The sequence below is a fragment of the Anaerorudis cellulosivorans genome (genome assembly GCF_025943985.1).
Taxonomy (GTDB): domain Bacteria; phylum Bacteroidota; class Bacteroidia; order Bacteroidales; family Dysgonomonadaceae; genus Anaerorudis; species Anaerorudis cellulosivorans.
Map to the genome: position 1 here is coordinate 36,127 of NZ_JAPCWE010000015.1, position 15,507 is coordinate 51,633.

At 40.6% G+C, this 15,507-nt stretch carries 7 protein-coding genes and 1 pseudogene; all 8 read left to right on the forward strand.

Features of this window, described 5'->3' with window-relative positions; genetic code table 11:
* Window positions 1–1,059: pseudogene (locus OLM34_RS09160) on the forward strand (corrinoid protein); the annotation flags it as partial.
* 26 nt (window positions 1,060–1,085) lie between these two features.
* Entirely contained in the window at window positions 1,086–2,645 is a 1,560-nt protein-coding gene (locus tag OLM34_RS09165; RefSeq protein ID WP_264406803.1) for a sodium:solute symporter family transporter, read from the forward strand.
* A gap of 13 nt (window positions 2,646–2,658) precedes the next feature.
* Window positions 2,659–3,333, forward strand: a complete 675-nt coding sequence (locus OLM34_RS09170; protein ID WP_264406805.1) for a cobalamin B12-binding domain-containing protein — start codon at window positions 2,659–2,661, stop codon at window positions 3,331–3,333.
* Window positions 3,306–4,337, forward strand: coding sequence for a uroporphyrinogen decarboxylase family protein (locus OLM34_RS09175; RefSeq protein ID WP_264406807.1), 1,032 nt, complete (start codon window positions 3,306–3,308; stop codon window positions 4,335–4,337). The genes OLM34_RS09170 and OLM34_RS09175 overlap by 28 nt, the downstream gene beginning before the upstream one ends.
* Entirely contained in the window at window positions 4,337–5,038 is a 702-nt protein-coding gene (locus OLM34_RS09180; protein ID WP_264406826.1) for a vitamin B12 dependent-methionine synthase activation domain-containing protein, read from the forward strand. The genes OLM34_RS09175 and OLM34_RS09180 overlap by 1 nt, the downstream gene beginning before the upstream one ends.
* Window positions 5,031–9,242: a beta-d-glucuronidase/beta-L-arabinofuranosidase gene (locus OLM34_RS09185; protein ID WP_462477276.1), complete on the forward strand. Its 4,212-nt coding sequence runs from the start codon at window positions 5,031–5,033 to the stop codon at window positions 9,240–9,242. Before OLM34_RS09180 ends, OLM34_RS09185 begins: the two co-directional genes overlap by 8 nt.
* 25 nt (window positions 9,243–9,267) lie before the next feature.
* Entirely contained in the window at window positions 9,268–12,534 is a 3,267-nt protein-coding gene (locus OLM34_RS09190) for a glycoside hydrolase family 2 TIM barrel-domain containing protein (RefSeq protein WP_264406809.1), read from the forward strand.
* Between the two features lie 78 nt (window positions 12,535–12,612).
* Window positions 12,613–15,501, forward strand: a complete 2,889-nt coding sequence (locus tag OLM34_RS09195; protein ID WP_264406811.1) for a glycoside hydrolase family 2 TIM barrel-domain containing protein — start codon at window positions 12,613–12,615, stop codon at window positions 15,499–15,501.
* Window positions 15,502–15,507 lie beyond the last annotated feature (6 nt).

A 15,507-nucleotide genomic window follows, 5' to 3' on the forward strand; every position in this document is an offset into this window, starting at 1 on the left:
ATGCATACCTGGAAATCGAATTTTGAAGAAACAAAACAACATTATCTGGATTGGTGGAATCATAAAGGTATCGTTTTGTCCATGTGGGAACACATTCCGAAAGAGGGTGATCCCTATGAAAATGTTTTACCGCCACCCCCCTGCAAAGATTGGAATCAGTTTTGGTTTGATCCCGAATGGAGGTCGGCTTATCTGCATCACACCATGTCGAGAAATTCGTATCTTGCGGACATTCTTCCCATTGCCAACACGCAATTGGGCCCCGGTTCTCTTGCTGCCATTTTGGGATCTGAGCTGGAAGCCAGAGAGGATACCATTTGGATAAGAGAAAAGCCGGATTTTGACGGTCGGATTGTTTTTGATGAAAACAACAAATGGTGGAAACTGCACAAAGACCTGTTAAAAGCATGTAAAGCGAAATCGCAAGACAGATATCTTGTCGGTTGTCCCGATTTGGTGGAAGGATTGGATGTGTTGGGCAGTCTTAAAGGATCGGATAATGTGCTTATGGATCTGGTGATGAATCCGGAGGAGACCCTTCGCCAATTGCATGAGATCAATACGGTTTATTTCAGGGTTTTCGATGAAATTTACGATATCATCAACATCGATGGGGAAATGGGCTTTTGTTATTTTTCTCTGTGGGCACCGGGGAAAGTGACAAAACTACAAGCAGACTTGTCCATCATGATTTCGGAAGAAGACTACCGTACTTTTTGTCAACCGTTTTTACGTGAACAATGCAACAACATAGACTACACGCTCTATCATTTGGATGGGGTTGATGCTATTCGTCATTTGGATGCCGTTTTGGAAATTGAAAATCTCAAGGCAGTTCAGTGGACTCCGGGTTATGGCCAACCTCAGGGAGGAAATCCTCAATGGTATCCTTTGTATAAGCGGATTCTTTCAAGCGGAAAATCCGTGATGATAAACTGGGTAACATTGGATGAAATAGCGCCCTTGATCGATAATATCGGAAATCAGGGATTACATATCAATGTCGATTTCAAATCGGAAAAAGACATAGAAAAAGCATTAAAAATCGTGGAACGATACCGATGATTTTATACCCGAAAAAAGAGATGGAAAACTTAATTCATTTATCTACTGCTGATGTTGTCGTTATTCTTGTTTATGTCGTTGTCCTGATAGGCATTGCCTGCTGGGCAGGTTTTGCGAAGAAAAACAGGAGCGATGATCTTTTCCTTGCCAATAAATCGTTGGGATGGTTTGCCATCGGACTTACGATGTGGGGGACCAATGTCGGTCCTTCCATGTTGATAGCCAACGCCAGCAGCGGCTATGAAAGCGGCATTGTGGCAGGAAATTTTTCCTGGTATGCCTTTCCGTTTATATTGATGCTGGCTTTTGTTTTTGCACCCCGTTATTTGGGTGCAAAAGTAACCACCCTGCCCGAATATATGGGAAAGCGTTTTGGCGAAACCACGCAACGATATATTGCTTGGTATTCCATTCTGACGATTTTGATATCGTGGTTGGGATTAACCTTGTTTTCCGGAGGGATTTTTATGGCACAGCTTCTGGATTTTCCTTTGTGGGGTTGCATCGTTATTCTGGTTACGATTTCGGCATTGTTTGTCGTGATTGGAGGTTTAAAGTCGATTGCCTATACTAATGTCTTTCAAATGCTTCTATTGATCGGCGTATCGGTTTTACTGGTGGTGATGTCTGTCCACAGGGTAGGGGGAATAGGGGAAGTGATCGAAGCAACACCTTCTTCCTATTGGAAATTGTTTCAACCTTTGAGCGACAAGGATTTTCCATGGTTGGCTATTCTTTTGGGATACCCGGTTATGGGCATTTGGTTTTGGTGCACCGATCAGTCGATGGTGCAATCGGTTTTGGGTGCAAAGAGTTTGGAAGAAGGACAGAAAGGGGCAAATTTTACGGCATGGTTGAAACTGATCGATATTCCTCTTTTTATTCTTCCCGGCATATTGGCCTATCTGCTTCTTCCCGGTCTGACAAATTCGACCGATGCTTACTTGAGATTGGTAAAAGCGGTTTTTCCTTCCGGATTATTGGGTTTGGTTGTTATTGTGATGATGGCGGCTCTGATCAGTACCATCAGCTCGGCTCTTAATTCGTTGAGTACGGTTTTTACGATGGATATATACATTAAACGTTACAAGCCTGATGCCCAAAGCAAAGAAATAAAAAAAACGGGACGGTTGGTGGTGTTGGCAGGCACTTTTCTTTCTATTTTTTTGGCCATTGGAATATCTTTTATTCAGGGATTAAGTTTTTTCAATATTTTTCAATCGGTTTTAGGATTTATAGCACCGCCTATGTCAGTAGCTTTCTTGTTTGCCGTATTGTGGAAAAAGACGTCGCGCAAAGCCATAAATCTTGTGCTTTCGTTGGGGACAGTTTTCAGCTTGGGTATCGGTATTCTGTACTACACTAATCTTATTTTTAATGGTGTCCATTTTTTATATGTCTCTTTCCTTATCTTTGTTTTGTTGTTGGTTTTTGTGTGGCTGTTTTCTTTAATTAGCAAGGAATCAGACGAGTCTGTTCCGATATTGAATTACAAACCGGTAAAAGTACATAGGCCGGTAATAATTTCCTGGAGTGTTTTAATTGTTGTAATGATCGGGATGTATATTCTATTTAATTAAGTTGAATGATAAAATGAAATCGGAATTATTGAATAAATTGTTTGAATGTGTAGAATTTGGCAAAATCAATCTTGAATCGCCTTACCCACCTCAAATGAAAGGGATGCCGGGTGCTGATGAAATTACCCGCGAGGCTCTTGAATCGGGGATAACACCTGATGAGATATTAAATAAAGCTCTTATTGCGGCGATGGATAAAGTGGGGCAAAAATTTTCTGAAAAAAAGATTTTTGTTCCTCAAATGTTATTGTCTGCAAAAGCAATGAATGTATCCATGGAACATTTAAAACCTTATTTTGCAGATGGTTCCGTGAAACGTAAGGGTGTTTTTATTTTAGGGACGGTCTTTGGCGATTTGCATGACATCGGTAAAAATTTGGTGGGAATGATGATTGAAGGAGCAGGTTGGGAGGTAGTCGATTTAGGGGTAGACGTAAAAATCGATACATTTGTAAACAAAGTTAAAGAATATCCTGATGCCCCTGTGGGTATTTCTGCATTACTCAGCACAACCATGATCAATATTAAGCCTGTTATTGAGGCTATTAAAACGGTTTCCCCAAAAACAAGAGTCATTGTTGGAGGTGCGCCCCTTTCTGCAGAGTTTGCTGCATCGATCGGAGCAGATGCATATGGAAAAAATCCGCAGGAAGGAATAAAATGGTTGGAATCGATATATCGTTCATAACATTAGGAAAAGAAAAACAGAAAATGAAAAAATGCATGGCTTTGCCCTTTATCACTCACCCTGGAATCGAATTGATCGGAAAAACGGTAAAGGATGCTGTCTCTGACGGAAAAATTCAATATGAAGCAATGAAAGCAGTATCGGATGAATTTGACACCTCAGGCTGTACGGCTATTATGGATTTAACGGTAGAAGCAGAAGCTTTTGGTGCTGAAATCAGTATGCCGCAAGATGAGATACCTACCGTTAAGGGCAGATTATTGAAAAGTGCTGCTGATGTAGAAAAGTTGTCTGTTCCCGATTTAGGACAAGGTCGTTTAAAAGAATTTTTAAAAGCCAATAAATTGGCTGTAGAAAATATTACGGCTAAACCGGTGTTTTCGGGATGTATAGGCCCTTTTTCCCTTGCGGGTAGATTATACAATATGTCTGAAATCATGATTTCGATATACACTGAACCCGAAACGATTTTGTTGTTGCTTTCAAAATGTACGGAATTTTTGATCCGGTATTGTACAGAGCTGAAAAAAACAGGTACGGCCGGTGTCGTTATGGCTGAACCTGCAGCAGGATTGTTATCTGATGAGGATTGTAATATGTATTCGTCAGATTTCGTGAAAAAGATTGTAAATGCTGTGCAGGATGATGATTTTACAGTTATTCTACACAATTGTGGGAATATGGGTCAGTGTACACATGCCATGATCGCAAGTGGTGCGAATGCTTTGCATTTTGGCAATGCAGTGAATATGGTGGAAGTTTTACAGGAATGTCCTTCCAATAAAATTGTAATGGGGAATATAGATCCGGTTCGTGTTTTCAAACAATCCGATCCGAATACGGTTCAAGAAGTTACTGCACATTTACTGGAACGAACAAAAAATTATGCCAATTTTGTAATTTCAAGTGGTTGCGATATTCCCCCTCATACGCCTCTTGAAAATATTCGCGCTTTTTTTGAAGCCGTAGCGAGATATAATGACAAAATTATGGGGAGTTGTTGATGACCGGTTCATTTCAGCATTTTCGGTTTTCTTTTCGTGAAGTGGCCCCAACGATAAATGAGGTTCTCGAGTATGTTCGATCCTCAGGATTGGACAAAGAACATCCGGCAGTAGTATTTACTGACCAGGTTCTTAGACAATTGGATAACTTTCAAGGCATCTGTGGGGGATACCACATAAAGAAAAATGAACCGGTATTACCAACAGCAGGGGTAGTAAAAATTGATGATTTTGCCTTGCATGTCGGAAAGCAAATTTCAAGGTACCTGAAAGAGGCTTCGTATATGGCGCTTTTTCTTTGCACTGCCGGTCCCGATTTTTCCGAAATAGCCGGAAAATTGAATCACGAAGGTAATTGGATGGAGGCATACCTTGTGGATGCGATTGGTTCGTTGACTGTAGAAAAGGCGATGAATATCATCTGGAGCAATCTCGAAGAATCGATGGATAAAGAAGAATTGAAAATCAGCAACCGTTATAGTCCGGGTTACTGCAATTGGGATGTATCGGATCAGAAGATATTATTTTCACTGATCGGAGATAATCCAACAGGAATTGCTCTCAGTGAAACGTGTCTTATGTCACCGGTAAAATCGGTAAGTGGTATTATCGGAATCGGTAAAAATCTGAAAAGGTATAAATATGGATGCAAAATATGCAATAATCAGACATGCATTTATAGAAAGTTAATTCATGAATAAAGGAAGAATACATTTAAGAGTAGTATTTGCTAGTTGGTTTTTTACGATTTGCGGTTTTTTGGCTGCACAATCTACAGTTTCTCAATCTAAAATGGAAGAGATCTATGAAGAAATCAAAACACCTTACAAGTACGGTTTAGTCATTGCTCCATCCGCCAATAATTACAAAGTAGATTGCCCATCGGTGTTTCGTCATGGCGATAAATGGTATATGACATATCTGGTTTACAATGGCAAAACGGGTAAAGATGGAAGAGGATATGAAACGTGGTTGGCAGAGAGCGATAATTTGTTGCGATGGGAAACCTTGGGTAAAGTTCTTTCTTTTCGGGAAAAAGGATGGGATAAAAACCAACGAGGCGGTTTCATTGCATTGGAAGAAAATACGTGGGGAGGCAGTTATACGCTTAATACTTTTAAGAATAAATATTGGATGACATACATCGGTGGAGACAAACCCGGATACGAGACTGTGCCTTTGAAAATTGGGCTGGCTTTTACGGAAAAGAACCCTTCCCGACCTCATGAATGGAAGAGTTTGGATAAACCCATCCTTTCACCAGACGATAAAGATGCACAGTGGTTTGAGAAGATTACCCAATACAAGAGCAGCATGTTTTGGGATAAGTCCAACACATTAGGCAAGCCTTTTGTTATGTTTTACAATGCAGCCGGTATTCATCCGGAAACAAAAGTTAAGGCAGAGCGGATAGGTATTGCGTTGTCGGATGACATGATACATTGGGAACGCTATAAAAATAATCCTGTTTTTTCTCACGAGGAGGGGATCTCGGGGGATGCCCATATTCAAAAAATAAACGATGTATATGTGATGTTTTATTTCGGAGCTTTTCACTCATCGAGAAGATATAAGGCATTCAACACCTTTGCCTGTTCATATGATTTGGTCAACTGGACAGACTGGAATGGAGACGATCTCATTATCCCTTCAAAAGATTATGATAATCTGTTTGCTCACAAGTCGTCTGTTATAAAACATGATGGGGTAGTTTATCATTTTTATTGTGCGGTGAACGAATATGATCAACGGGGTATTGCCTTGGCTGTTTCCAAACCTATGGGAAAATCAAAAGTTCATTTCCCGGAACCTGATCAAAAAGGTAAACGGGAAATTGTTTCGCTAAACAACGATTGGTACTCTGTTGCTTCCTATGAAAACAGCAATGAATACGATACCTTTGTTGTTGATGGCAATTGGGAAAAAGTGAATATTCCCCATAATTGGGATGATTATGGAGGGTATCGACAATTGGTACATGGTAACAGGCATGGAAATGCATGGTACAAAAAAACTTTTTTTCTACCCGATTACAATGCCGACAAGCGTTTTTTTATTCGTTTTGAGGGAGTGGGAACTTATGCGACTGTTTATATGAACGGCGAAAATCTAGGTCGACATCTAGGTGGAAGAACTACTTTTACAGTGAACGTGACAGACGCTATAAAAACAGGAGCAGAAAACGTGATCGCTGTTAAGGTAGAACACCCTTCTTTCATTACCGATATGCCTTGGGTTTGTGGTGGATGCTCATCTGAATGGGGATTTTCTGAAGGGTCGCAGCCGTTTGGAATATTTAGGCCTGTAACACTGGAAATCACAGACAAAATTCGCATAGAACCTTTCGGCGTCCATATTTGGAACACCGATACCTCATACTTGCATATCGAAACCGAGATTAAAAATTATGGTAACACACCCGAAACTTTTGAATTGGTTAGCAAACTAAACGATGATAACGGTATTGCCGTTTTTCGACTTTCAGATACCATTACGCTTCAACCGGGAGAAAGCAGGATAGTAAAGCAAATCAGTCCGGAGATTAAAAATCCACATTTGTGGTCGAACGACGATCCTTACCTCTATCAATTGGCATCTATGATAAAAAGAAGTGGAAAAACTACCGATGAACTCACCACTCCTTATGGGATTCGAACGATCAGTTGGCCGCTCCACGGAAAAGATAAAGATCCAACGTTTAAACTTAATGGGGGAAAGGTGTTTTTAAACGGCATTTGCGAATATGAGCATCTATTTGGTCAATCGCATGCTTTTTCAAAAGATCAGATTCTTTCGCGGGTGAAACAAATCAAAAGTGCGGGCTTCAATGCATTTAGAGATGCGCATCAGCCTCATAATTTGTTATATCAGCACTATTGGGATAAAACCGGTATTTTGTGGTGGCCACAATTTTCAGCCCATATTTGGTATGACACTCCTGATTTTAGAAATAATTTTAAAGCACTGCTTCGTCAATGGATTAAGGAGAGGCGCAATTCTCCTTCCATCATCATGTGGGGATTACAGAACGAAAGTGTTTTACCCAAAGAATTTGCGGAAGAATGTGTTGAGATTATTCGAGAGATGGATCCCACTGCTTGTAATCAACGGATCATAACCACGTGCAATGGCGGAGAGGGAACAGACTGGAATGTGCCTCAAAATTGGTCAGGAACCTATGGTGGTGATCCCGACAAGTATGACGATGAACTAAAGAAGCAGTTGTTGAATGGTGAATACGGTGCTTGGCGTTCCATCGATTTGCATTCAGAAGGGGATTTTGATCCTCAGAACATATGGAGCGAAGATAACATGTGTTTGTTGTTGGAGAAAAAAATCCGTTTGGCTGAATCGGTAAAAGACAGTTGTTGTGGTCACTTTTTATGGCTTTTCAATTCACACGATAATCCCGGCAGGAAACAACCTGATGAAGGGTATCGCCTTATCGATAAGATAGGTCCTGTTAATTATAAAGGTCTATTAACTTCCTGGGGAGAACCCGTCGATGCTTATTACCTTTACAAGGCGAACTATATTTCGGCTAATAAGGATCCAATGGTGTATATTGTATCTCACACATGGACGGATCGGTGGAAAACGCCGGGAGTCAAAAGTGTGATCAGGGTTTTTTCGAATTGCGATGAAGTGGAGTTATTTAATGATGTACGATCGGAATCGCTGGGAAGATTGAAAAAAGGTCCGATAGGTACGCATTTTGAGTGGAATAATGTAACTATTAAATACAATGTACTTTATGCAGTGGGTTACGTGAATGGAAAACCTATGGCCGAAGATTATATCGTGTTGGATCATTTACCAAAATCTCCCCGTTTCGACCAATTTTATCAAGATTTGAAGCCTTTATTGGCACCTCAAGAAGGATATAATTATATTTATCGAATAAATTGTGGAGGAGATCCGTATGTAGATCAATATGGCCAACGATGGGAGGCCGACAGAGCAAAAGCAGATACCAATGTGTGGAGGTCAACTTCATGGGCTGACGATTACGAAGGGGTCAATCCTTATCAAGCAAGTCAGCGTTATACAAAAGATCCGATAAAAGGAACGAAGGATTGGGACTTATTTGGCAGTTTTCGCTATGGACGACATAAGTTAGCTTATTATTTTCCGCTTCCCGATGGGGAGTATCGTGTTGAACTTTATTTTGTGGAACCTTGGTATGGAGCAAGCGGAAACACTGATTGTGAAGGATATCGGATTTTTGATGTTGCAATAAATGATTCAGTTTATATTGATGATTTGGATATTTGGGCTGAAGCTGGACATGATGCTGCATTCAAACACGTGGTACAGGTCCGGATTGATGGAGGAGTGATGAAAATATCTTTTCCTGAGGTAAAAGCGGGCCAGGCTGTAATTTCGGCTATAGCAATCGGTTCCAAAAATCGCGATATTCAACTTCAGATTCCATCTTCTACAAGCGATTGGTCATGGAAGAACATAAAAAGAGTGGTCAAGACCCCTCTTGATGCATTGCCTGAAGGAAAAGAGACACGGCCTGCCACAATCTATCGGGCAGAACAAGCCAAAGTAAACGGTCGTAACAAAGAAAAAATAGTTAAGGATCAGACATTTTTTTTCTTTTTGGATAACAAACAGGGAAGCATTGAATGGGATATTTCGGTAGGTGTTGCCAACAAATATGCACTGAGATTTGATTTTATGAATGTAAATGATTGTCCCATTGACGTAAAAATCAGAGTTATCGATTCGGACGGCATTGTACATAAAGAGGATACCATTACCTTCCCGGTAGCCAGTGAAAAAAGAAGAATGTTGAGCACAGATACCGGTGGATACATTAATGCAGGACATTATAAGATTCAACTTTCGGCAGAGAATATGAGCGGTTTATGGTTGAGTAATTTAACCGTGCAATGAATAACAGAAATCAAATTTGATAAAGATGAAAAGATGGCATTTTGTTGTGTTTTTTTCTGCTGTTTTGTTTAATGCAGCGGGACAGCACATCGAATGGGAAAATCAACATGTTTTACAGTCTCGTCGTGAACCTGCTCGAGCTTCTTTTATTCCTTTTTGTGATGTTGAGAATGATCGGATACTTTCGTTGGATGGGATGTGGAAATTTAATTGGGTTCCGATTCCCGAAAAACGCCCAATCGATTTTTATAAAACCGATTTCAATGACTCAGATTGGATTGATTTTCCTATTCCGGCTAATTGGGAGGTCAATGGTTTTGGTACCCCTATTTATATAAGTGCTGGATACCCGTTTAAAATACACCCACCTTTGGTAACAGCAGAACCTAAGCGTACTTATACAACGTTCAACGAGAGAAATCCTGTTGGATCTTATCGCCGTTCTTTTGTAATTCCGAAAGGGTGGGATCACAACGAAGTTTTTATTCATTTCGAAGGGGTTCAAAGTGCTTTTTACGTTTGGATAAACGGCCAGGAAGCAGGATTTAGTAAAGGGAGCATGGAACCTTCGGAGTTTAGGATAACGCCTTATCTCAAGAAAGGAGAAAATCGAATCGCCATAGAAGTGTATAAATATTCGGATGGAAGTTATCTCGAAGATCAGGATATGTGGCGTTTTGGAGGTATTCCTCGATCCGTTTATCTGTATGCCACAGAAGATATTCGCATTCGGGATTATGCGGTGCGGACGATTTTGGACGAGGAGTATGAAGATGCTGTTTTGCAAATCGATCCAACGATTGTTGTTTACGGAGCGCAGGAAGGGAAAGGATATACCATAGAGGCTCAACTGTACGATGAAAGCAACAATCCCCTGTTTCAAATGAATCTCAAGCAGGATGTTGAACCCATACTGAATCTAAATTATCGTGCTTCCATTATGAATGATCGTTATCCGCAAAGAGGAAAACGCAAATTTGGATGGTTGGAGGCTAAAGTGAGGAATCCTGAGAAATGGACGGCCGAAACGCCTTATTTATATACATTACGGTTAACTTTAAATGATTCAACAGACAGGATCGTTGAACAAGTCACTTCTAAAATTGGCTTCAGAAAAATAGAAATAAAAAACGGATTATTTTTGGTTAACGGAAAACCGGTACGATTCAGGGGAGTAAATCGGCATGAGCATGATCCTTATATGGCTAAGGTTATGACTGAGGAACGCATGATTCAAGATATTGTTTTAATGAAGCAGGCAAATATCAATGCTGTCCGCACTTCGCATTATCCGAATGTTTCTCGATGGTATGAACTTTGTGATGAGTATGGACTCTATGTGATGGATGAGGCAAATATCGAAACTCATGGAGTAAGAGGAATGCTGGCAAGTAACCCTGAATGGACATCAGCTTTCATGGATCGGGCAATGCGCATGGCTATCCGTGATAAGAATCATCCTTCGGTAGTTTGTTGGTCAATGGGGAATGAATCGGGTTATGGATTTAACTTTTCGGCTATCTCGGCATGGCTTAAGGATTATGATCCAACTCGCCCTATTCATTATGAAGGGGCGCAAGACAGCATCAAAGATCCCGAAACGGTAGATATAATCAGCCGGTTTTATCCCAGAGTGCAAAAAGAATACCTTAATCCCAATATTTTTGGTGGAGAGAATAAAGAGCGACCCGAAAATGCCCGATGGGAAAGATTGTTGGAGATTGCATCGAGAACAAATGATGACCGCCCGGTTCTAACCAGTGAATATGCACATTCCATGGGAAATGCACTTGGGAATTTAAAAGAATACTGGGATGAAATTTATAGTCATCATCGCATGTTAGGTGGCTTTATTTGGGATTGGGTTGATCAAGGGATTTATCTTGAAATGCCAAACGAAAAAATAAAAGTGGCTTATGGAGGTGATTTTGGCGATGTGCCAAATTCTAAAAATTTTTGTCTAAATGGAATCTTGTTTTCCGATAGAGAAATATCACCTAAATATTGGGAAGTAAAAAAAGTCTATCAACCCATTCTTATTGAATTGGATGAGTCTGATTCGTTAAGATTGAAGATTACCAATCGTCATCATCACATCGATCTTTCAAGCTACAAATTACATTGGAGTATATCTGTGAATGGCAAAAAACTGGAAAGTGCCGAAATGGCTGTACCTCCGGTTCTGCCCGGCGAATCGGTGTATAGGGATATTCGTTTGAATAAAGCTCTTCCCAAAATAGGTGATATACAACTTATGGTGAGTTTTGTATTGATAAAGGATAAAAAATGGGCTAAGGCAGGATTTGAAGTAGCAAACGAACAGTTTTGCTTGAGAAACGGTCTTTATGATCGACAGAAAATATGGGAAATCCCGACAAAAAATAGTATCGACACCTCTGTAGAGGGGAGGATCTTATTGTTGAAAGGAGAGAGTTTTACATTAAAATGGGATTTAACTTTGGGTGATGCAATATCGCTAATCTACGGAGGTAAAGAAATGTTTGCTCGATCTTCGGATTTATCTCCTCAATTTTTATTACAAGCCTTTCGTGCACCCACCGATAACGATAGAGGATTTGGAAATTGGCTAGCCGATGATTGGAAAAGGCACGGGATGGATCATCCGGGAAGAGTAACAAAATCGGTAGAATGGGGGAAAAATTCGGACGGTTCGGTTTGGGTTCATGTCGTTTCGGAAAATGTGTATGCAAAAGGGAGCATTATTTCCGTTGCTCGCTATACGGTTTTTGGCGATGGTACTATTGATGCCCGGTTCGAATTCCTTCCTACAGGCGAATTGCCTGAATTGCCACGCTTGGGCATTGCAATGGTGTTGGATAAAAGTTTGGAATATTTTTCCTGGTATGGACGCGGTCCTCACGAGAATTATCCCGATAGAAAAACTTCCGCTTTTTTCGGCTTGTGGAATTCTACTGTTTCTGATCAATTGGTAAATTATCCTTTCCCACAGGAAAGTGGGAACAAAGAAGAGGTTCAAGTCTTCACTATTGCCGATTGTAATGGAAAAGGAATTTGTGTATTGGCTCTTGATAAACCTTTTTCCGTTTCAGCATTACATTATTCGGCAAACGATTTGGCAAAAGTTTCTCATAACTATGATCTTACCCCTCGATCGGAGACAATAATATCGATAGATGTCCAACAATTGGGATTAGGAAATAGTAGCTGCGGTCCGGGCGTTTTAAAATGTTATTCTATCGAAAAGAAAAGGCATACGATGCATTTCAGAATCTCGCCTGTCACACGTCCTTTGTTGCCCGGTATGTTATAGCCTGGTTTATGATATCGTGGTTTTTTTGGGTACAAAATTGCGTATAGGGCGTCTTTTTTATAATAAAAAGGTGAAAAGATGAAACGAAAAAACCTTAGGTGTAAAAACATATTTGTTATTTTGTTCGGTGTTATTTTTGGTGTAAAAGCTCAACAAGAGTTGATACCTGCTACCGTTGTCCATTATCTTTCAGGAAAAGGTGCCGATGATTCGGTTTATTGGGATTTTTATTGTACAGAGGGATTAAATTCCGGTAAATGGACGAAAATTAAAGTTCCTTCTTGTTGGGAAACGCAAGGTTTTGGCCAATTTCAGTATGGTATCGAATTTTACGGGAAACCCTTTCCCGAAGGTATTGCCAAAGAAGAAGGTCTGTATAAATATGAATTTGATGTACCCGATTCCTGGAGAAATCATGCGATATGTTTAGTATTTGATGGATCCATGACAGATACTGAAGTCAGAATGAATGGATTGAAAGCAGGTGAAAAACACCAAGGTGGGTTTTATCGGTTTTCTTACGACATAACAGATCTTTTGAAGTTCGGAAAGAAGAATCTATTAGAGGTTACCGTAAAAAAAGAATCGGAGAATGCAAGTGTCAATTTAGCAGAACGGCGAGCCGATTATTGGAATTTTGGTGGCATCTTCCGACCGGTATTTTTGGAAATAAAACCGGTGATCCATATTGACAGGGTTACTATTGATGCTAAGGCTGACGGTTCATTTTACGCCTCTTGTTATTTAGGAAGGGCTGCTTCGGAAAATTTAAGTGTAAAGACGGAAATTCTTGATCGAAGAGATAATAAAGTAGCAGAGGGTACCTTTCCCATAAAAAAAGGAAGCAACTGGACGATGATTTCCCTGAATGCGGGTTACCCCGATTTATGGACCGCTGAAACGCCAAATCTGTATAACGCGAAATTTACGTTGAGTAAAGAAAACAGCAAAGCGGTTCACCAGATCACCGAAAAATTCGGATTCAGAACAATTGAGGTTAGGGAAAGCGATGGTCTTTACATCAACAGTGTTAGGGTAAATATCAGAGGGGTAAATCGGCATAGTTTCCGTCCGGAAACAGGGCGTACCTTAGATCGGTCAAAAAATTACGAGGATGTTCATTTGATTAAGGAGATGAACATGAACGCCGTTCGCTTGTCGCATTATCCTCCCGATCCCGATTTTTTGGAAGCCTGTGACGAGTTGGGCCTCTATGTGATGAATGAACTGGGCGGATGGCACGGAAAATACGATACACCTACAGGGAAAAAGCTGGTGAAGGAAATGGTTACGCGCGATGTGAATCATCCTTCGATTATTTGGTGGAGCAACGGGAATGAGAAAGGATGGAATACCGCTCTAGATGAGGAATTTCATCGCTGGGATCTGCAAAAACGACCTGTCCTTCATCCCCAAGGGAATTTTGGAGGATTCGAAACTATGCATTACCGTTCGTATGGAGAAACGCAGGCATATATGCGTTTGCCGCAAATTTTTATGCCTACTGAATTTCTACATGGATTATATGATGGGGGGTTGGGTGCCGGTTTGTATGATTATTGGGAAATCATGCGCACGCACCCTCGTTGCGCCGGTGGTTTTTTATGGGTTTTTGCTGACGAAGGCGTAAAAAGGGTTGACTTGGATGGGTGTATCGATACGCGCGGCAATTACGGGGCCGATGGCATAGTGGGGCCTCATCACGAAAGAGAGGGGAGTTTTTACGCCATAAAAGAAATATGGTCGCCCGTGCAGATCATGAACGATAAAATCGATCGGGATTTTGATGGTAATTTTATCGTTGAAAACCGCTATGATTTTCTTTCGCTCAATACTTGTTTTTTTACGTGGGAACAGGTTTCGTTTCCTTCGTCATTAAGTTTGGATGGGAAGAAAAAGATACTGAAAAAAGGAGAAGTGAAAGGAAGCGACATCGCTCCGCATAAAAAAGGCATCTTGCATATCGATATGCCTGCTTTTTCGGATGATGTGAACGGTTTATTTCTGACGGCAAAAGATGTTTATGGACATGAGTTGTGGCGCTGGAGTTGGAAAATCGATGAAAAAAATGTTTATAAGAAAAACAACGATGAAAAGAAAGCTGCAGTGAAAAAAAATGCACCCACTTATGAAGAAGATGCCGATCACATAAAAGTGAAGGTAGGTAATAAAAGTTATGTTTATGACAAAAAAGACGGCTTCCTGAAGCATGTGACGGTAAATGACCGGAAAATATCTTTTGGAAATGGGCCTCGATTTGTTGCAGCCCGGAGAGCGGATAGGTCGTTGGATCAGTTTTTTAACCATGATGATCCCGATGCCAAGAAGCTGGATAGAACCTATAAGGATTTTGTCGATTTGGCCGTTGTGGACAGCATATTTATTCGAGAAGACGAAAATCGGTTGACGGTGAACGTTGTTTACAAATTGGGCAACATGCAGAGATCGACATGGACGGTACATCCGGATGGCTTACTGGAATTGACATATGTTTATCGTTTTGATGCGGTGGTTGATTTGATGGGTATTCGATTCGATTACCCTGAAGACAAGGTGATCGGAAAGCGTTGGCTGGGTGACGGTCCCTATAGAGTTTGGCAGAACAGGATTCATGGTGTAACCTATGATGTTTGGGAAAATGAATATGATGATCCAATGCCAGGTGAGACGTTCATCTATCCCGAATTTAAGGGTTATTTTTCGAATTGTTCCTGGATGAACATCGAAACACAGGAGGGTTTGATATCGATTGTTAATGAAACTCCAAATACCTATATTGGAATTTATCAACCTCGCGATGGAAGAGATGCCCTATTGTACACTTTACCCGAAAGTGGTATTTCCGTTATGGATGTGATACCGCCAGTTAGAAATAAAGTCAATGCAACCGACTTGATAGGACCTTCTTCTCAGCCTCCCTGGGTGAAAGGTGAAAAAAGAGGAAAACTTATTTTTCGTTTCCAATAAATGACG